Raw genomic sequence first — 18694 nt, forward strand, 5'->3', positions numbered from 1 at the left:
GCGGATGGACCGGATCGGCACTGCTCTGCGCGGCGAGAACCCGACAGTCCTGCGACGACTTGAGGCCGGATTCGCGGCGATTGGCGACGTCCAGTTTCTGCCGGGCTACTCGGTGCTCCTCATCGACGAACCGGGTGTCCAACGACTGTCTGACCTTCCCAAGCCCAAGCGGCTGGCGTTCCTGGCCGACATGGACCAGCTCGGTGAAGCGGTCGAGCGGGCCTGCCAACGCCTGGACCCCGATTTCCGCCGGGTCAACCTGGAGATCCTGGGGAACACCGACCCGTTCTTGCACGCTCACATCTGGCCGCGCTTCGAGTCAGGCCGTCGAATGGATCCGGTCCAGCTCGTTTCCAACCCTCGCTCCGGTCAGGTGTGGGAGACAGCCGTGCTTGACCCGCCCACTACCACATCGGGTCCGCTCGCCCAGCTCAGCGCCACGGTCGCCCGCAGCAGCTACCTGACCCCGGACATACGCACCTGGCTCACCCGCACCATCACCGAACTCCTGACCGCCTACCGGAAGCTGCACTTCCCCTTGGGTACCGGACTCATCCACGGCGACGCCTACCCCGGCAACACCCTCTGGGACGGCACATCCGTGCGCCTCGGCGACTGGGACGAAGCCGCCACCGGGCCACGGGAACTCGACCTCGCCAACACGCACCAGGGAGTGCGCTTCGGCCGAACACCTACGGCCATCGAAGCATTCACCAGGGCCTACGGCCACGACCCACGCGGCTGGCCAGGACTTCCCGTTCTGATCGCCATGCGCGACCTTCACACCCTGGGCTCGTTCATCAGGCGCGCGGACACCGGTGACCCCCACGCCACTCGGCAGCTCGAGCATCGCCTCAGCACCCTCCGCTCAGGGAGCACCACAGCACGCTGGGACATCTTCTGAGCCTCTCAGATGTCGCCGCGGGAGTGCGGGCGGCAGGCCCGCTGGCTTTGCCCCCGCGCGGTATGTCCGCCCGTCGAAGTCGAGCGGCTGATCGGCAAGCTCAAGGCCCACATGGCTGTCGCGATGCGTTTCGACAAGCGGGCCTTCGTCTTGGAAGGAACGGTCTCTCTCACGCGGTGATCCGGCTCTGGCTCCGTTCGTGAGTGAAGCTCAACGAGGGAGTTGAATCACGGTGCCGGATCCGGCGGCACGACCGTGGTGACGGAATGCGAAGGACTGGCCTTCCTCAAGCGCGATAGGCTCTTCGAGTACCACTGTCACCTCGGCTCCGTGAAGCGGCCGGACTACCTCGGCACCCTCGGGCAGTGTGACGGTGCCCCAGACTGCGGCGGTGCGGGCGTAGAAACACAGACGATCGCCGGAGGCAACGTCCGCACTGCCCTGATCCTCGGACAGCAGGGTGATGTCGGCAGCGAAGCCGATATGGGCGCTGACCGATCCTGGTGCCGCGAGCACCTGTCCCCGCTCGACGGCGTCCGCGGCAATACCACGCAGCAGCACCCCCACGTTCATCTCCGCCCTCGCCTCCCCGATGGACGCGTGGTTCTGTTCGATGTCCGCGATGAGAGCGGTCGCGCTGCCACCCAAGCCGATGATCTCCACCGCGTCGCCCTTGCGTACCCGGCCGCGTTCGATCCGACCCGTCGCCATGACCACCCTGCCCTGTTGCAGGCAAAAGACGTCTTCGACGGGCATCAGGAACGGCTTTTCTACTGTGTCCGCTGCTGACCTACCTGGAGATCCGCCCATGAGTACCCTGCTCCCTTGTGACCGCACGTGGCAGCCACGAACGGGAGTTAGAGGCTAACAACAATCGCTGGCCACTCAACGCAGAGGCCAGCGCAGGAAATTCCACCGCAGCCCGGCTACGACCTACCGGGCAGGCCCTGACCACCCCGTGGGCAGATCACCTTCAGCGGGTCGGGCAAGTCAGTGCAACACCCTTAAGTGCGGGCGGCAGTTACTGGTCGTCGAAGCGGCCGAAGGCGAAGCGGCGGCGGAGCCAGTCGGCTTTGACCGTGACCGACTGGCTGCCCTCGGAGGTCATGGCCAGCTTCCCGTCGGCCTTCCATTCCGGAGTCCGCGGCTTCGAGGGCTGGTCACTGCCTTCCGCGCCCAGGTCCGTGACGGCCTGGAAGGCGGCCTCGCCAGTCCAGCGTGCCATTGCCCAGGTGCGCAGGGTCAGAGCGCTGAGCGGGCTGCGATGATCACAACATGCTGCCAACCACGGACACCGCCGCCGAAGCGGCTGAGACCTCGTCTGGTGGCGCGGCCCGCACCCGGCTGGCCAAGCGTGAACTCCTCATCACGCAGCAGCTGGCGGCGAGCGGCCGGCGGCCTTCGAAGAGCCGTGTGCGTCACGGCAGCCCTTCCTGCGCGGATTACGGATGCGGCCGCGAGGAATGCCGGCGAGCCGCGCGCAGAGCCCGGGCACGACGGCAGGCCGACCGTGCCCGCGGCCAGGACGCCCGGGTGGACGCAACACCAGCCGCAGCCCACGCGCTGCACCTGCGTACGGCGGGCATGTCCGCCGGGGACATCGCCGGGCGCGCTGGCATCTCGGTCACCCTCGTCCGCAGGCTCCTGCAGCCGGCACGCACCCCGGCCAGAGTCCACCACACAACCGCCGAAGCCATTCTCGGACTGCCCATCCCCTCACGGGCACGGACACCCTGTATTCCAGGCCTCACCCCGGCAGACCACGCGTCGCAGTGGCTGCTGCAACTGGCCAGGCGAGGCTGGCCCGCCACCTACCTGGCCCGGCAGCTCGGCACCAGTACCTTCACCATCGCTGAAATCCGCAACCGCCGACGCCAGCACCTTGACCTTCAGCTGGAACAGATGATCCGACTGCTGTACCAGCACCTGAAAAGCACCACGCCCGCCACACAGGGAATCCCCTGCCGGGACTCCCACCGCGCACGCCGGGCTGCGACGCGCACCGACGCGCTCTCCAGGAAGGACAGGCGCATCACGGCCCAGCGGTGAAGCCGACGGCATGCGGGGCACCGACCGGCGCCACGCCGTCACCCCCCTTCAGACAGAACTGGCCGGGGCTGGTGGCCGCCGAGAACGCGCAGGAGTACCTGGCAAGCCGCCCACAGGCGCGTCTGGGGCTGGTCGCCGCGTTGGTTTCTGAGGGGGCGGTTTCCGGTATGTGAGGTGGAGGGTGGTGAAGTGGATTGTGGAATCGGTGTGTTGGGGTGTCTGGTGTTGTGGATGGGAGGATGGGCGTGCGGTAATGGTTAGGCGGTCCTGGCCCGTGTGTACGGGGTTCCAGGTCCAGCTTTTGCCCCAGCCTTTCAGGTTGGGGATTTCTTTTTGGGCTCGTGTCTCCTGCATTCGTATGCTGGTCTGGATCTGCGACGATTCTCTGGTCGGGCGCCGGCTGTGTGTTCCGGGTTTCCGGTGGGGCGGGGTGGCGCTGCCTGTTCGGCTTCCTGGCCGACCCAGCGCTCGGGCTGGGACGGAGGCGGCAAACGGCCGCATCGTCCAAGCAGCATTCGGGTTGGCTGGTGGTGACGCATTCGTTCCATCCGTTGTCCGGGCGTCGGGTCGAGGTCTTGTACTCGATGAAGCGTGGCAGCATGCGGATGTTCGTGGTCGATACCGGCAGCGGGGCGAGGATGACGGTGCCGGTGGAGCGGACCGACCGGGGGCCGGCCGCGGAGGGGGCCCGGCTGTCCGCCGAGTACCTGACTGAACTCCGTGCTGTGGTCGATGTGTTGGCCAACGTTGCGGCGCTCGCGAGGGTGGTGAACCCTCGTGTTGAGGTATCGACGCTGGTGGGGGCACTCGGGTGCGAAGCCGCAGAGCAAACGAGAACGTGCACCGTTCGGACGCGATCGCGGCGGTGGCGAACATGGTCGAGGCATGGCTCGGGGCGGGAGGTGCCCGGCGTGAACGGCGAAGGCAAGATCACCGCATCTCACCGGGCCCGACTCGCTATCGTCTACCTGCGGCAGTCGACGATGCTGCAGGTGCGCGACCACACCGAGTCGACCACACCGAGTCGACCGCGCGGCAGTACGCGCTGGCGGAGCTGGCGGTGACGCTGGGCTGGACGGCGGAGAACATCCTGGTCGTAGACGCCGACCTGGGGATCTCGGGACGGTTCGGCGTGGTGCGGGGCGGCTTCCACGACGTGGTCGCCAAGGTCTGCCTGGCCGAGGCCGGCGCCGTGTCCGGCTTGGAGGTCTCCCGCCTGGCCCGCTCGAATGCGGACATCGCCCGGCTGCTGGAACTCGCGCGGCTCACCGACACCCTCGTGGTCGACCTGGACGGCGTCTACGACCTGGCGGACTTCAACGACCGGCTGCTGCTCGGCCTGAAGGGCAGCATGTCCGAGGCCGAACTCCACCTGCTCACCGGACGGCTGCAGGGCGCCAAGCTGGAAGCGGCCCGCCGCGGTGACCTGCACGTCCCGCTGCCGGTCGGTCTGGTCTACGACGAGGACGGGAACGTCGTCTTCGACCCGGACGAGGAAGTGCGGGCCGCGGTGGAGAACGTGTTCGCCGAGTTCGCCCGCAGCGGCTCCGCCTATGGTGTCGTCGCCGCCCTCTGCGGCTGCCCTTTCCCGCTGCGGGCGTACGGCGAGGTCTGGGACGGGCAGCTGCGCTGGGGCAAGCTCACCCACGGCCGCGTGCTCGGCGTCCTGACCAACCCCGCCTACGCGGGGGCTTACGTCTACGGCCGCGTCAGGGAAACCCGCCGCGGTGTCGGCGGCGAACGTGGACATGAAGATCGGTCCCGGATGCGGGGATGCCAAGATCTGCTTCGGTGACGGAGTGCGCTGGCTGTTCCACATGACGGCGGGCGAGGCCCGTCCAGAGCTGCCCGACAAATACAACGACAAGGTCGACTCTGCCCAAAACTGGTCGGACGCCGCGGTCTGTCTGTACGAGCACGCGGGCTTCCTGGGGAAGCTGCTGGCGAAGGTCGAGCCGAAGGGAGGCGTCAAGCTGCGCGGAGGGGACCGGAACAAGACAAGCAGCATCCGGCCCTGCTGACAGACCGTCCTGTGCCCGGTCAGTCGCAGACGACGGCGCGCCCAGGGCTCAGGAGGTAGCGGCGTAGTCGCCGGTCTTCGCATCGTGGCAGTCGGGCTGCCGTCACGCGGGGGGTTCGGTCTGCGTCTTGGGGCGCCTGCGGAGGTGTGTGCTGCGGGCGCCCTCGCTGTCTGCGGCAGGTTGCCGGTGAGGAGGCAGAGCGAGTGCAACCGTCACAGCGCGAACGTTGTCTGATGCGGCACTAGTGAGATGCGCCGCCGGATGGCTTGACAACTGAGTGTAAGCAAAGGTGCCGCAGCCTTCCCTGTCCGTGACCGGGGGATCCCTGGTGCCCGTCCACACTCGGCGTCCGGCTTGAGAGCGGCAACGGTCTCCGGCGTCAGCGGGCACTGGGCTGACACGGTGCGCATAGCCGGGACACCGACAGGCACCTCAAAATGGTCGGAGGCCCACTTCGCGTAGGTCTGCGGCGAGCGGTCGACGAGGAGCTCGAAGAGTACGTTCGCTCCGTCGGGGGGGCTGCCTACCGTAGTGCGTCGGCGCAGCAGTAAAGATGGTGTCCTTTGCACCTCAGTGGAAAGGACACTTTGATGACTGATCAGTTTGCATACTTCGTAGGAACGGGTCCGACCGCGATGGCTCTGTACACGGAGGAACGTCCGTCGAGTCTCTGGCGGCGCTCGGGTGAGCAGTGGGAGTACTTGTCGCTGTATGACTGGGCGTGGCGCAAGGTGGAGGCGAAGGAAGAGGCACAGCTCCTGTTCAGGGCGGGGGATCTGCATCCGGTAACGGCACAGCGCGCTGCCGAGATAGAGGCCGACCGGCAGGCGTGTGTGCGGTACTGGGCGCGCTACATGGACGAGGAAGACTGGAGGGAGGGCGAGCCGCCCACCACGGTGGTCCGGCGCCGGCGCAGCCCCGAGTACATGAGCGACGAGCTGTACCGGGGTTCCAAGGGCTTCTGGGGTCCCACCCATGTAATCCTCGACGTTCACGAGGGTCGGACCTCGGACTGGCCGCACCTGGTCGAGCTGAGCGCGAAGGAGGCCGATGCGCTGTTGCATGAGCTGTTCGGGGTCACGGGTGCCGTCGACCTGTAAAGCACTCGGTTTCGGCGTCTTCCAGAAACGGCTCGTCGGAACGGGCTCGGTGGCGCCCTGACGGCGGGGAGCATCTGCGGCAGCCCATTCCCGGCGCTGCCCTTCTTGCCGTCGTCGTGTGTGCGGTGAATAGAGGAAGCCATGGCACTGGTCAAGAAGAGCTCACGCCGCATCACCGTAGACGGCTGAGGTCGCAGCGCAGCGGCCGCTCTGCGGCTCCGCTGCCGCTCTTCCGGCCTGATGCTGGCCTCGTGACCGCTCCCGCCGCTAGGCCGGCACAGACGACTCAGCGGGCGCCTGCTCTTGCCCAGCCTGCTCCGCTGCGCCCTCGTGGGCGACCATGCTGTAGGTGACCGACCCCTTCTGCTTGGCGCGTTGCACCTTGCCCCGGGCGACGAGTCCTTCCAGCGTGCTGCGCGACACGGTCGCCTGCACCGTGCGCTCTGGATGAGCAGCACCCACGCCGTTCGTGATCTCAGCAACGGACTGCGGACCCTGCTGCCCGGCCAGGTACGACAGGACGATCTCACCCCACGTGGCCTCCGCCCGGCCTCCCTCCACCTCATGGTGAGCGGCGCGCGCACGCGTAGGGGCTTGCGATGCGTGCGGCCGGGGAAACTTCGCGCGCTTCTTCACGGCCAGACCGTGTCCACACCGTAGTGTCCCGCGATGCCATCGGTTTCCTGGAGCAGGCTGGCGAGTTCGGTCGGCAAACCGCATCCCAGCTGCTGCTCGGCCGCGGCCAGCCTGGCCGTGGTGACCGGGTCCCTGAACTCGGCTTCGGGGAATGTCTGGCCTGCTGCTTTTCGCCACATGGGGGAGAGCGTAGTGCTGTGACCGGCTGTTTGCTGGTTGCCTATTGTGCTGGTTGGACGTGGCAGGCGGCTGGCCTCTGCCGCCGGCTGGCAGCCGCCTCCGAGGCGGAAGGACCCGCAAATGCGGGTAAACCTTCCCGGTCGGGGCGTCCCAGCCTGTCGGCGATGAGGGGGACAGGGCCAGCACATGCAATAATCGTCTGCATGACGATAAGGGTTAGGGATGTCGTAGCCGCTGTCGAGGGCATGGCCGCCAAGCTGGACGGGTGGAAGGCGCGCGACATGATCGCCTTCAGCTCGCATGATGGTCAGCCATACGTCGTCGTGGATGACGGTGTGTTCCACTGGGCCGTGAGGGAGCGTGGTCTGCTGAGCGAGCATCGCACCACGGAAAGCCTTGAGGAGCTCCTGCACTGGGTTGCCCTCGACACTGCCCGGGGCGCGGCCTTCGGCTGGGAGCTGCAGATGCGGCAGCACTTCCCTCACCAGGATCTGGGCATCGGCCGTCTGGCCAAGCAGCTCGAAGTGCTGGACCGGCTCAACCCCCAGTGGGCCGCGGAATTCCGGGCCGGCATCGCCGACAATGAGCCGGAGGTGCGCTTGGAGCACGTGGACGCCTACCCCCTGAACTCCCTCACCGAACAAACGGTATGGGTCGAGCAGGGCTGGGGCTGACGCGAAGGCCGTGGTCCGACCGGAGCCCACCTTCACCTCGACATGAACCGGACCAGCTTGCGCGACTTCATCTGCAGAGCGGCCGCCCCCACCTGCGTAGAGGAATCTGGAATGGCCGAGACCCTGTCCATCCGCGCGGTTCCTCGGCGTCGCCGATCGAATGCCGGTCCACCTCGATGCCCGCTCTGCCAGCCAGTGCCAGCACCACGACAACAAACCCCGGAAAGGCTGTGGAAAAGAATATGACTGACCCTGCGGGTTTCCGCTTTCCAGTCAGGGGCGAGGTCGCCGTCTTCCGCGGTGAGCTCTATCGGGCCCGTGGAGCTGTGGGTCTGTGGCCACACGTCGAGCTGCTACCCGAGCCAGGCCGTCCCGCACCCGAAGAACTCGCGCCGCGCGAGGCCGCCGACGGGACGGTGGGATACCCGGTCGCGCCGGAGCGCCTGGAAGCCTGGGACGTCGTGACGTGGACGTTCCGCTGGCACGGCGAGCTCTTCAAGTGCACCGCCGCCAAACCCACCACGCTCTCGGGCGACTACCTCGGCTCCGACGAACACTTCGCCAAGAAACACCTCAAGCGCCTGGCCATCGCCTACTACGGCGTCTTCCCGCGCAACGAGGTCACCGAGCTGGAGCTGCACCGTGAGGATCTGATCCAGCCACTGCACGCCCTGGTGCAGCGCCTGGACGAGTTTGACCACTTTCGCCCCAAGGTCTACGCGGTCCACCACGGCCGGACGTATCCGGCCAGCGCCAAGGCCGACGCGTCGGGCCTCATCGCCCTTACCACCGGGGATGACCGGCCTGAGAAGCTCGTCGCCGATCCCCGGGACCGGGACGGCGAGCACTTCCTGGCCGCCCCGGAGCAGTTGGACGCCTGGTACCGGACCCACTGGACCTTCCGCTGGAAGAACGGCCCCTTCGACGCCGTCGGAACGGTAGACGGCAGGATCAAGGGCATCTACACAGGCGGCAGCTGGGGCTTCGCGAACTACATGAACCTGACCCACGAGCCGGATCCCAACGGGGCCTACACCCGGTACACGGTCACGGTGGGCCTCAACGGCGTCACCGACCTCGAACAGCACCGCACCGACCTGCTGGCCAACCAGTAGTCGAGGTCCTGGGGGAGTGTCATCGCAGTTTCACGCCGCAGCGAGGGCCGCTGCCGAGGCAACCTCGCGAGCCTTCTCCTTGTCGTAGACCCGCAGCGACCCCGTCTCCGGTAGCCGTGTACCGCCTCCCCGTACGAGCGGGCCCGCCTCGCCGCCGGCGCGCTGACCGCCCGGGTCCACGCGGCGCGCCGCTCGGACCGCCTGGGCTCCCGGAGCCGGCCGCACCCCGTCGCCGTGCCCACCGCCCCGAGGCCCCGCCCGCAGCCGTCTCGTACGGACCGGAAGGCGTGCCGCGGCCAGGAGCAGAGGACCGACGTCGCCACGGTGGAGCAGACCCGCCGGACGTTCGAGGCCGCTGCCGCCAAGATGGCCGCGAAGCTCCAGGACGGCATTCGGGACCGTGCCGTCGCCCACGGCCCCCGATCGCAGCCTGCCCCGGTGACGTCCCCGGCGTCGCACACCCAGCAGCCTGGCGCCCAGCACGCGCCGGGCCGGACCACAGGAGGAGTCGCGTGAGCAGCACCCCGGAAGAGCTCAGCTTGGAGGACGCCCTCGCCCGCGCACGCGAAGCCGCCCAGAAGTGGCCAGCCGTGCTCGACGCCTCTGCGCCGTGGGAGCCGATCTGGAATCGGCCCCGGACACTGAAGAACGACCGGGAGAAGGAGCGGGAGCTGCGCAAGCAGCGCAGGCGGCTCCAAGACGCCGGACGTCGCCGTTTCGCCGCCGGGCAGTCCCGCCGGCCCCGGTCCCGGCAGAACCGCATCGGCAGCGCGGCCGCGCGCCGCGATGCGCGTGCCCTGTCCCGGTTGCGGCACTCCACCGCCTGGCTGTGGTGACGATGCCGGCCATCGTCCACCGAGTGGACCCCACGATGTTCTGCATCCGGTGCACGATGCCCGGCATCGGATGCTGTGCATGGAGGGACTCCACCTGGTGGACTCCATTGCGGTGCGCACCGGCTGACGGTGGACTCCGCTCTCGTGCGCACCACGATGCCCGGTACCGCACCGAGTGCGCACCATCCGACGATGCCCGGCACTCTCACGCGCACCCGGTTCACCGCACCGAGTGCACCGCGATGCGCACCGGCGATGCGCCGTACTCCCGGCGGGCACCCCGGTGCGCATCGAGTGCATCGCGCCCTCGGCACCGGTGCGGCGTGCGGTCACGAAGAGTAGGGCGGTGTGGGTGCGCTGGAGGCTGGCCGACCCTTGACCAACCCCTGGTCCGCACCGGACCACATCCCTTGACCAGGTTCCGCAGTACGCACGTTTCTCCTTGACATGTGTCCTGAACATGGAAGGAAGTTGCATGTAGGAGCAGTTTCCAGAAGTGATGCTGTGCGAGAGATGAAGGTTTCGTGGCCCTTCGGAGCCGCCCTGCGGGGGGGGGGAGGCTTCAAACCGCCTCATGCTGCGTTAGCTGAAGACTGTCGTGGTGAGCGATGAGAAAAAGGCGTCGTAAGAGGCGTCAGGTGGGGACCGGAAAGACGAACGCAAGTGAATCGCTGCTGACGTGTCGAAAGGAAACCAGACGACATCGAAACCGGGGCGTGTCTAGAACTCCGGGATGAGCCTGGCGGGTGCCCGTTTATTGGCCAGGTGGTGTCCGGCATGTAGGCGACGTGAGTCCGGTCTGCGGCTCTCGCATGGAACAGGAGAAGGAAGGCGCCGATACGCCCCGACGACAGTCGGGGAAGAGGGAGTGCCCCAAGCGGCGGACACCGCAAAGGGGTCGAGTACCGAAGCGGAGCCTGCTGGCAGACCGGCCCGTAGTAGTGACGAAGCCCCTGTAATGGGGGTGGAGCGGAGGGGCCGGGTCGTTCGTGACTGAGTTGATCACATCAACCGGGCAGTGCCCCGGGAGGAGTGCGATGGGCCAGTTGAAGTCTCAGATCAAGTCGTTTGATATTTCGAAGTGGGAAGTCAAGGAGGCGTGGGAGGAAGTCAGATCTCATAGGGGCGCACCCGGCGTGGACGGGCAGAGCATCGACGACTTCGAGAAGGACCTGAAGGGCAACCTCTACAAGGTCTGGAATCGTATGTCGTCGGGCTCGTACTTCCCGCCGCAGGTGCGCGCGGTGGAGATCCCCAAGTCAAACGGAGGCGGCACGAGAATGCTCGGCATTCCCGCCGTCGCTGATCGGGTGGCTCAGACGGTCGTGGCCCGGCACCTGGTGAGAAGGGTGGAGCCTGTATTCCATCCGGACAGCTACGGATACCGGCCTGGACGGTCCGCCTTGGACGCAGTGGAGAGGTGCCGGAAGCGCTGCTGGAGGCCCCGGTGGCTCCCGTCCTGGCGAACCTGTTCCTGCACTATGCGTTCGACGCCTGGATGGCCCGGGAGTTCCCGAGCGTCTGGTTCGAACGCTATACGGACGATGCGGTGCTGCACTGCGTCACCGAGCGCCAGGCCCGCCAGGTGCTGGCCGCGCTCAGGGACAGGCTGGTCGAAGTCGGGTTGCAGCTGCACCCGGACAAGACCCGGATCGTCTACTGCAAGGACAAGTGCCGGCGCGGCTCCTACGAGCACACGTCGTTCACGTTCCTTGGGTACACGTTCCGCCCCAGGAAGAACCGGAATCGACACGGCAAGCAGTTCCTGTCGTTCGAGCCGGCCATCAGCAGACAGGCCCTGACCCGGATCGGTCGCGAGGTGCGTTCCTGGCAACTGCACCGCCGCGTCGGCACCTCCTTCGGAGACCTCGCCCGCACGATCAACCGTGTGGTCGGGGGGTGGATCAACTACTACGGGAATTTCCGGCCGTGGGAGTTGTTCCCCTTCGTGATGCGCATCAACGCCTACCTGGTGCGTTGGATCCGCAAGAAGTACAAGCGGCTCGCAAGCCGCCGGAAGGCGCACGCGAAGCTCGTGGAGATCGCGCAGCGGTACCCACGGATGTTCGCGCACTGGCGCCTCACCACCGCTGCATGCGAGATCTGATGATCAGAACGACAAGAGCCGTGTAACGGGAGACTTTTACGCACGGTTCTGTGAGAGCCGAGGGGTGCGACTCCCCTCGGCTACTCGATAGCGCCCGCTAGAGACCCTGTATGTCCTGGTATGCGCTCGCGGTGCACGCCGGAGTGTGGTGCGCACCCGGTTCCGGTGGACGATGCGCCGCATCGTCGCGATGCGTGATCCGGTGAGGCTGGCGATGCGCCGCATCGTGTGCACCGTGGTGCGCGCCGGCCATGGTGCGCACCGCGGTGCGGGCCCGCACCGCACCGACCAGTGCGCACCGCGCGCCGCACTACACGACGGTGAGGCGCACCGGATGCGCACCGGCCGGTGCGCGGTGCGCATCGAGGGCCTGGCCCACGGCGACCGCCTCCAGCTGGCGCAGGACATCGGCGACTTCCTCGTGGGCCGCGGTGAGGAACAAGGCGCTGCCGATGGAGTCCTGACGGCCCGGCAGGCGGAGTACCTCGACTATGGCCGGCAGATCCGCAACGGCATGGCGCACGGCCAGACCACGCACGCGGTGATGCCGCCAGCGATGGTGGTGCCGATGGTGACGACCTCGTTCGCCATCGTCTCCGAGCTCTGCGCCGCGCCCGCCTGACGATCACGGCTGGGTAACGGCATCCAGCGGAATGTCACACCGTCCGCTTCCGGCACACCTCTATCAAATGACGGCGGGATGCCATCCGGTATCCCGCGCCATCTGTATGAGGAGCCTTGCCATGAGGTACACCAGCAGCGCCCGGCAGCCCGCGCCGGAGCCGCGACCGACCTGGTCAAGGGGTGCTGAGCGGTCTGCGGGCGGCCCGGAATCCAGTGCCGCGTCCAGTGCCGCGAACGATTCCAACGTCGTGCCCATCACCGCAGCTCACACCGCCCGCCAGGGGGCCGCCCGGCACGCTGACACCTCTCTTTCTTCCCCTGAGACATCGGCGAAGGGGAAGAAGTCCACTCCCACAGCCGGGAAGGTGCGGGCCGACGCGCTGCGGATGCTGGGGTGCCTGCGGATAGCCACGGTCCGGCAGATTGCTCAGGTGATCACGGCGGAGGATGCCGACGGCCGGTCGTACGTGCGCAGGGCGATGAAGAAGCTGGCGGAGCTGGGGCTGGCGGAGACGAACGGCAAGGTGGGCAAGCACCCGATCTGGAACCTGACCTCAGCGGGACAGAAGGCTCTGGCCGACGGCAACGAGCTGCCTTCCCGCCCGAAGGCTGGCACCGGGGCGAAGGTCGTTCGTGCCGGGTTCGGTCCGCACGGCGTCGCGGTCACGGACATGATCCTCGCCTACAGCGGACGCAACCATCTGACCGACTGGCAGGTAGAGGTCAACCACGCCATCAAGAAGATCGGCCTGAGCTTCAACACTGACGCGGTCCTCGCCGCGCCGACCAAGAGCAGTGAGGTGCGCCTCTTCGAGCTCGACAACGGCAGCATGTCCCAGGCCCGCCTCGCCAAGGAGGTCTGGGACTACGAGCGCTACGCCGGGCACCGGGCCTGGGAAGGCGCCCGCGGCACCATCGGCCGGACGTACCCGTTCTGGCAGCGCCACCGCTACACCCGCTCCAAGACCTTCCCGCGGCTGCACGTCGTCCTTGCGGGCAAGGAGGAGCACCTGCTCGACAACCGCCTCCAGGCGCTCGCCGCCGACGTGAAGGGCATCGCCGTCGCGGTCTGGGTGAACACCTTGCCCCGGCTCCAGCGCGGCGAGCCCTGGTACGAGATCGGCGTCGACGACCCGGACCGCCGCCCCCAGCGCTACCCCGAACCCGCGGGCCGCTGACTACCGCGCGCGAGCACCCGGGAGCGTCAGCCCACCTGCACCAGGGCGGCGGCCACGGCGCAATGACGGTGCCGGGCGCCGCGACGATTCAGTCCGGAACGCCCGGTGCTGCCTCCGCGACGCGGGGCGACCGAGGGCTGCTCGGTGGTTCGCGGTCCGGCGGACGTGCGGGCGGTCTTCACGAGATCCTGTGCTCCGCCAGCCACCCCGAACGCCCGCGCGCCGAGGGCCGCTCCAGCGCGGCTGTGGGATGTCGCCCGCATGCCGGTGTCGTGGAGATGGGTCGAGAGGGAGGAGGGGTGCCCGGCCGGTCGGGAGGCGTGGGACCGGCCAGGGCCCCGGAGCACGGCGGCCTGGCCTCGTGCGTGTGCACCTGGGACGCAGGAGGTGGCCGCCGCTGTGGGGTTCAACGACAGTGTCGTGCTGACTGTCACGCCTTCGTCGCCGGGCACGGTTGAGACTCCGGAGCCCTGGGAACCGTTGTCGGGTTCTTCGCGTCGAATATTTTGAACGTGTTCGAATCGATCAAAGGGTGCGTGTGGGGAAGGGACGTTTGCAGGGGCGGAGGCTGCCCGTGGGGGTGGCTTTGGCATCCTGGCTCGTGGTGGTGCCGATGCTTGGGGGATGTGGGCACAGCCGGCAGGAAGTGCTGGATGTGATGTATCTGAAGATGCCTGAGTGCCCGGTGAAGATGCTCAGCTACAAGGCGGATGAGCTCTGGTGGCCACCGGCCACGGTGGAGATGAGCTACACCGTGCCGAAGAGCTGCATGGATGACTACCTGGCGACTCAGGGTGTCGACGATCTGGGCAAACCCTCCCTGAAATGGCCGAGCGGATGGAGCGGTTCTAACGGCGACCGGGAGATCAAGCCGACCGACCCGCCTTTCCCGTCCGAGACCATGAAGCGGTTCAAGCTGCGGCTGGACGCCTCCAGGACGTATCCCATCCACTCGTTCTCGACAGCGAACCGGTCATAATTCGACGTCCTGCTGGACGAGAAGGGCGACACCACCACCGCCTACCTGACCGGCATGAACGGAAGCCTCTGATACCGCCATGGGCCGACTGCGGCGCACACCGGACGCGCCGCGTGGCCGCCGCCGCTCGATGGTGATCTCCCGGAGGACTATGCCAGGCTGCAGCGTGGGGTTGTGGGGTCTCTCGGCTCGCATCCCGAGCCAGTCCTGTGACCTGCAACTACACCAGATGACTCACCCTGTGTCCCATCTGCCCAGTCTCACAGCCGTGTCCCGATCTCCTGCATGGGGCGCAGCGGAGGGGGATGCCAGGTGTTTCCAGCGGATACAGGCTTCCTCGCCCTGCGCGCCCAGAGCTATGATCCACCCCTGAACTGAACGCGTTCAAAATAGGGGTAGCTTATGTCAGGGCAAGGCATTGGGGAAACCACTGCGTATCGAAGTCCCCGGTCCGGCATCAACTCCTGTGCCACAGAAGGGGCGTGACGCCGTGGGTGCCGGCCTTGGCCTGCTCCTCATTCCTCTCTCCCTCTATTTCGTGCTGGCACTGTTCCTCTGCCGCAACCTGGCCGCACGCACCACTCCGGCGGTCACGTGGATGTTCGCCACGGGGCTGCTCGTCCTGCCGGGTGGGCTCATCGTCGCTTGGTGGCTGACTGGGGTGGTCGCACAATCGGGTTCCTAGCGGGAGCTCCGTTGTACGGACGGTTCGCCCGCCAGCACCGCTATCCCTGTCTCCGCCTGGCTCCGGGCAGGCAGTCTCACGCCCGTGGCCGGTCGGCCACGGGCTGGCCATTACACCTGAGATTCGGCCGCGGGATCTGAGATCCCACATGCAGGTTAGGGTCTCGCTGCTCGTGGCATAGGCCGGGCCCGTGACCAGCGGGTTTCCCGTTGTCTCACGGCGATGGCACACGGTTCAGTCTCACGAGACATGGCACATCCTCAGCACGCCTGTACGGACGGCGAGCGGCTCGTGCCGCTGTCCCGTCGCATTGCGCCTGCCTGTGCATCTCGTCCTGAGCCGCGGGGTTGCCAGGTCGGATGAGAACACCCGGCTCGGGATTCTCGGTGCATCTGGCTTGTGTGGAATCCTGCGTGGGGTGCGAGCCGACCGCCCCAGATTCGAGACGGCGCCAGCCTTCTATGAATGGCCCTGGCGTCAGGGGTGCCAGGGTGAGCACACGTCCTGAACTGCCCCTGCTCGGGAGGTTTCGTGCCAACCTATCGGGCTGTATAGCCGGCTCACCGAGACGCCCTCGTTCTCGGTTGAATCAGATTCCTCGGCGGATTCAGCCGTTCCGGAGTCGATAGCGCATGCGTGCACCCCCCCGTTCACCCGTTCCGTTCATCATGTGATGACGGGCGGGGTGATACGAGGCCTGAACGCGATCCTGGCCACATTGATCTGGGTGTTTCCGCCTCCGCGCCATGACATTGCCAGTTGATTCTTATGCTCGGCCAGGCAGGGACCGTCGTCGGATGACTCGCCGTTGAACACGAATTTCTGGCTACACTTTCCACTGTCGACTGACCATCGAAGGTTGAGGTTCTGAGCACCTTCTCCGGTCCATCCGAGAAAGACGAGCCCATCCTGACCAGCCAGCGAAGGAGAGTGCTCGCTCGTGTCGTCGAGCGTCACTTTGTCATCTAGACCAAGTACCGTCGATCCGTTGAGATTCACGCGCGCCACATTGACATTTTTGTTGCCCGATCCCCTCCAAGAGATGAACAACTGGCCGTTGTGCGAAGTCAGGGCCGGACTGGCATCGGACGTCTCATTATCGAAGGTGTGCTTACCAGTCCACGGGCTTCCGCCGAGAATGCCGAAGATAATGTTCAGTCTGTCGTCCTTCCCGGTCCATGCGAGGCAGGTCATCCCTTGATGGATCGCCAGCGCGGGACGGTGGTTACTTTCCTCGGACAGCGTCTCCTTGTTGATCAATCCAGAAATGGAAGGAGGGTTGTCGTGCCAGTTCACCTGCGCGAAGTTCAGCTTGTTGGCACCCTCGCCCGTCCAGGCGATCCAGGCGCGCCCGCCACTTGGGTCCGGGAGCGATGCGAGAGCCGGGCCGTCGATCGACGTGTCCGCTGCTGTGTGCTTGGCCGGAAAGGTGACCCCATCATCAGCGGAGAGGCGCACGTTGATGTTCTGATTACTCTCCCCTGTCCAAGCCAGGAGCAGGTGCTTACCGTTGGAGGCGATAGCGGGACAGAAGTCGGTGGACTCAGGGAGTGTAATCTTCTGGTTCAGACCTATGACTTCTTCATAGAGCGCCCGCACAGCAGCGATGTCACCCACGCTAGGGTTGTTCCGCTGACCGATGGCTGAACAGGAAACCCCAGGTTTGATGGCAATTGTCGTCTGAGCGACCCCGCCAACCATTTTTCCAAACGCCGTCTGAGAGTAATGCATGATCGAGCCGCAGTCATAGCTGCCGAGCTTGCATCCTTCGATAATCTTGAAGTTCCTAACCCGATCCGCGGGTTGAACGTTAGCCTCATTTACAGTGACCACGCTATCCCGGTCAGGACGCTGCTGCTCATGAAGCAGGCCGATCGCATGACCGATTTCATGCATGACACTGCCGGCGTTGAAAGTTGCGCCGGCGATGTTACAGGTAATGTCGTCCTCTCCTGTGGAGGTGATATCGCGACCAGTGCTGGTGTTGCATCCAGAGCCGGAGACGAATCTGGTGAAGGTGCTCTCAGTGGCTCGCGGTACGAACCGGATGATGGACATCGTGTTCCATGCGTTGATGGCATCCGTCACGGCTTTTCGATCGGCTGTCGCGGGAGGGAAGTCCGCGGCATTAATCTCGAACGGAATTGTTCCATCTGGCCAGCGATTGTCGCTTGTCGGTGACAATCCAAATCCCATTGCTTCCACCTTCTGTGAGCTGCGCCACGTCGGCGTCGTCCACTTTCCCGCGTGATGGTTGCCAAGCGATCTGCCGGAGCTTGTTCCCGCGCAGCGCTCCTCGCTCTGAGACGGGGAGAGCAGCAGGCTCAGGCGCCGCGCCTCACGAGTCTCGCTTCGCCATCAGAGACTTCGACGTAGTAGTCAACGAGAGCCCCCAGTGATCCCGCTGCGTGCAATTCGCCTGGAAGGGCTACATGATGCACCTCTTCACCGGTGTCGGGTGTGATGTCTACGATGAAGGATGCAAGTCCTGATGCACTTACGCCCTCCGGCGGGCCCAGCCTGGTCGCAGCCTTGATGTTGCCGTCTCTATCAGCAACTACGAGTAGCTTGGTCATGCGGCCGCATCCTCTCTACGGAATCCAGGCATGAATGAAGAACGTTTCGCTTCGGTCCGTGTGTTCGTTTCGGACTCTCACCCAGTACGTGTCTCTGATGAGAGGAATCTCACCTGAGCCGACCATCCGTGAGACGCCGTGCCATTCCGTCCACAGTGAATGTTTGCCTGACCTTGTGGTGTTGGGTACAGCCAAAGCGAAGTAGGGCCCTGGGTAAACGGCGAGGTTGAATCCGAAGTGGTTGCTTTGACCCGGCGCGAGAAAACATTCCTGTGACGTGTACTGGTACCCCATCTTGCACATCCCGGTGCCATTTGGCCATCTCGACTGGTACTGCCGACAGTTCCGCAGAACGGCTTACGACAGCCACTTACCATCCAGGCTCCTCGACTTTCCCCACACCACCCACTCGCACTACACCAAACGGGTGATTCGGGGTGCCGGGGTCTCGGCCAGATCGCACTAGGTGCAGAATTAGATCAAACCCTATGAACTCGGCGACCAACGCACCGCGCCGCTCCCAGGCGGGAGCAGGCCGATCTCGTCGTAGTGCCGCAGTGCCCGGGCCGTCACACCCGACATCCGGGCGACCTCCGCTGTCGGCCAGGCCATCGTGGATCCGCAGGTGGTCGCTGGAGGCCCCGGCGTTCGTCGAAGTGATGAGGCAGACCGATTTTGCGGTCACCGCGTTCGCCCGCGCCTCCGCGTCCCTGGCAGGTGCTGGCGCGGCGGAAGACGGCTCCCAGCAGGCGCAGGACGCCCCGACCGCCGCCGTCCACGAGAACAGGCTCTTCGTGATGCACCGCCACTAACCCCAGCCGCGGGCACACAAGAACTCCGTGTCTCCCTACCGTCCGAGGCCGAACTGGCGGGTGGGCGCCGCGAGCGCGGACTGCGTCCAGGCTCTCCTGGGGTGCCCGTTGGGTGTCGGAGTTGGTCGGGGCCGGGAGCAGCGGTTGTGCCCGATGAAACAGCGTGCGTACTCGACGTGTGCCTGTGAGGGTCATGAGTTGAGCATGGTGCGGATTGT

Annotated in this window: 22 protein-coding genes and 2 pseudogenes; 17 read left to right on the forward strand and 7 right to left on the reverse strand. The window is 66.1% G+C overall.

Annotation, left to right across the window (positions count from 1 at the left end; all coding sequences use genetic code 11):
- Window positions 1–4: 4 nt before the first annotated feature.
- Together AS857_RS01560 and AS857_RS37035 are read left to right on the forward strand one after the other, a co-directional pair.
- Window positions 5–361, forward strand: a pseudogene (locus AS857_RS01560) (diadenosine tetraphosphate hydrolase); the annotation flags it as partial.
- A gap of 27 nt (window positions 362–388) precedes the next feature.
- Complete coding sequence (locus AS857_RS37035) at window positions 389–904, forward strand: phosphotransferase enzyme family protein (protein WP_420823903.1); 516 nt, start codon at window positions 389–391, stop codon at window positions 902–904.
- A 210-nt stretch (window positions 905–1114) separates the two neighbouring features.
- Here AS857_RS37035 and AS857_RS01565 read toward each other — a convergent pair whose 3' ends face one another.
- Together AS857_RS01565 and AS857_RS01570 are read right to left on the reverse strand one after the other, a co-directional pair.
- A complete protein-coding gene (locus tag AS857_RS01565; protein WP_058041247.1) occupies window positions 1115–1660 on the reverse strand; it encodes an EF-Tu/IF-2/RF-3 family GTPase in 546 nt (181 codons plus the stop codon).
- A 265-nt stretch (window positions 1661–1925) separates the two neighbouring features.
- Complete coding sequence (locus AS857_RS01570; RefSeq protein WP_058041248.1) at window positions 1926–2129, reverse strand: hypothetical protein; 204 nt, start codon at window positions 2127–2129, stop codon at window positions 1926–1928.
- 308 nt (window positions 2130–2437) lie between these two features.
- On the opposite strand from AS857_RS01570, the gene AS857_RS01575 reads away from it, so the two are divergent.
- From AS857_RS01575 to AS857_RS01595, 5 genes are all read left to right on the forward strand, one after another.
- The gene (locus tag AS857_RS01575) at window positions 2438–2953 is read left to right on the forward strand and encodes a hypothetical protein (RefSeq protein WP_058041249.1); all 516 of its coding nucleotides are present in this window, start codon (window positions 2438–2440) and stop codon (window positions 2951–2953) included.
- Between the two features lie 404 nt (window positions 2954–3357).
- Window positions 3358–4017, forward strand: a complete 660-nt coding sequence (locus tag AS857_RS40860) for a hypothetical protein (protein ID WP_058041250.1) — start codon at window positions 3358–3360, stop codon at window positions 4015–4017.
- Window positions 4014–4748 carry a recombinase family protein gene (locus tag AS857_RS01585; RefSeq protein ID WP_058041251.1) on the forward strand — a complete coding sequence of 245 codons (735 nt, stop codon included), beginning with the start codon at window positions 4014–4016 and terminating at the stop codon, window positions 4746–4748. The genes AS857_RS40860 and AS857_RS01585 overlap by 4 nt, the downstream gene beginning before the upstream one ends.
- A gap of 4 nt (window positions 4749–4752) precedes the next feature.
- On the forward strand, window positions 4753–4974 hold the full coding sequence (locus AS857_RS01590) for a hypothetical protein (RefSeq protein ID WP_058041252.1): 222 nt from the start codon (window positions 4753–4755) through the stop codon (window positions 4972–4974).
- 590 nt (window positions 4975–5564) lie between these two features.
- A complete protein-coding gene (locus AS857_RS01595) occupies window positions 5565–6074 on the forward strand; it encodes a hypothetical protein (RefSeq protein ID WP_058041253.1) in 510 nt (169 codons plus the stop codon).
- 267 nt (window positions 6075–6341) lie between these two features.
- Here the strand turns inward: AS857_RS01595 and AS857_RS01600 are convergent, their stop codons facing one another.
- Together AS857_RS01600 and AS857_RS39765 are read right to left on the reverse strand one after the other, a co-directional pair.
- Window positions 6342–6710: a hypothetical protein gene (locus tag AS857_RS01600; RefSeq protein ID WP_144440689.1), complete on the reverse strand. Its 369-nt coding sequence runs from the start codon at window positions 6708–6710 to the stop codon at window positions 6342–6344.
- Window positions 6707–6889, reverse strand: coding sequence for an SMI1/KNR4 family protein (locus AS857_RS39765; protein WP_160330167.1), 183 nt, complete (start codon window positions 6887–6889; stop codon window positions 6707–6709). Before AS857_RS39765 ends, AS857_RS01600 begins: the two co-directional genes overlap by 4 nt.
- Window positions 6890–7135: 246 nt before the next feature.
- Here AS857_RS39765 and AS857_RS39770 point away from each other — a divergent pair, with 246 nt between their 5' ends.
- The 9 genes from AS857_RS39770 to AS857_RS01645 all read left to right on the forward strand — a co-directional run bounded on the left by AS857_RS39770 (window position 7136) and on the right by AS857_RS01645 (window position 15088).
- Window positions 7136–7564, forward strand: coding sequence for an Imm63 family immunity protein (locus AS857_RS39770; protein WP_160330168.1), 429 nt, complete (start codon window positions 7136–7138; stop codon window positions 7562–7564).
- A gap of 326 nt (window positions 7565–7890) precedes the next feature.
- Window positions 7891–8679 (forward strand): hypothetical protein, encoded by a 789-nt coding sequence (locus AS857_RS01610; protein WP_058041256.1) that lies wholly within the window; start codon window positions 7891–7893, stop codon window positions 8677–8679.
- Window positions 8680–8913: 234 nt separating this feature from the next.
- Window positions 8914–9195, forward strand: coding sequence for a hypothetical protein (locus tag AS857_RS01615; RefSeq protein ID WP_058041257.1), 282 nt, complete (start codon window positions 8914–8916; stop codon window positions 9193–9195).
- A complete protein-coding gene (locus AS857_RS01620) occupies window positions 9192–9515 on the forward strand; it encodes a hypothetical protein (RefSeq protein ID WP_058041258.1) in 324 nt (107 codons plus the stop codon). Before AS857_RS01615 ends, AS857_RS01620 begins: the two co-directional genes overlap by 4 nt.
- 1420 nt (window positions 9516–10935) lie before the next feature.
- Window positions 10936–11622 carry a group II intron maturase-specific domain-containing protein gene (locus AS857_RS40870; protein ID WP_245699532.1) on the forward strand — a complete coding sequence of 229 codons (687 nt, stop codon included), beginning with the start codon at window positions 10936–10938 and terminating at the stop codon, window positions 11620–11622.
- 148 nt (window positions 11623–11770) lie between these two features.
- Window positions 11771–12244: a hypothetical protein gene (locus tag AS857_RS40875; protein WP_058041259.1), complete on the forward strand. Its 474-nt coding sequence runs from the start codon at window positions 11771–11773 to the stop codon at window positions 12242–12244.
- 367 nt (window positions 12245–12611) lie between these two features.
- Window positions 12612–13424, forward strand: a complete 813-nt coding sequence (locus tag AS857_RS01635; protein WP_245699533.1) for a replication-relaxation family protein — start codon at window positions 12612–12614, stop codon at window positions 13422–13424.
- Window positions 13425–13998: 574 nt separating this feature from the next.
- Entirely contained in the window at window positions 13999–14403 is a 405-nt protein-coding gene (locus AS857_RS01640; protein WP_058041260.1) for a hypothetical protein, read from the forward strand.
- A 490-nt stretch (window positions 14404–14893) separates the two neighbouring features.
- The gene (locus AS857_RS01645; RefSeq protein WP_058041261.1) at window positions 14894–15088 is read left to right on the forward strand and encodes a hypothetical protein; all 195 of its coding nucleotides are present in this window, start codon (window positions 14894–14896) and stop codon (window positions 15086–15088) included.
- A 666-nt stretch (window positions 15089–15754) separates the two neighbouring features.
- On the opposite strand, the gene AS857_RS37055 is transcribed toward AS857_RS01645, so the two are convergent.
- From AS857_RS37055 to AS857_RS37060, 3 genes and pseudogenes are all read right to left on the reverse strand, one after another.
- The gene (locus AS857_RS37055) at window positions 15755–17284 is read right to left on the reverse strand and encodes a M12 family metallopeptidase (protein WP_079109974.1); all 1530 of its coding nucleotides are present in this window, start codon (window positions 17282–17284) and stop codon (window positions 15755–15757) included.
- A gap of 128 nt (window positions 17285–17412) precedes the next feature.
- A complete protein-coding gene (locus tag AS857_RS39385) occupies window positions 17413–17664 on the reverse strand; it encodes a hypothetical protein (protein WP_144440690.1) in 252 nt (83 codons plus the stop codon).
- Window positions 17665–18186: 522 nt separating this feature from the next.
- Window positions 18187–18276: pseudogene (locus tag AS857_RS37060) on the reverse strand (MerR family DNA-binding transcriptional regulator); the annotation flags it as partial.
- Window positions 18277–18323: 47 nt separating this feature from the next.
- Between AS857_RS37060 and AS857_RS39775 the strand changes: the two are divergent.
- Window positions 18324–18476 (forward strand): hypothetical protein, encoded by a 153-nt coding sequence (locus tag AS857_RS39775; protein ID WP_160330169.1) that lies wholly within the window; start codon window positions 18324–18326, stop codon window positions 18474–18476.
- The last annotated feature ends 218 nt before the right edge of the window (window positions 18477–18694 follow it).

This window comes from Streptomyces roseifaciens (assembly GCF_001445655.1).
Taxonomy (GTDB): Bacteria; Actinomycetota; Actinomycetes; order Streptomycetales; family Streptomycetaceae; genus Streptomyces; species Streptomyces aureoversilis.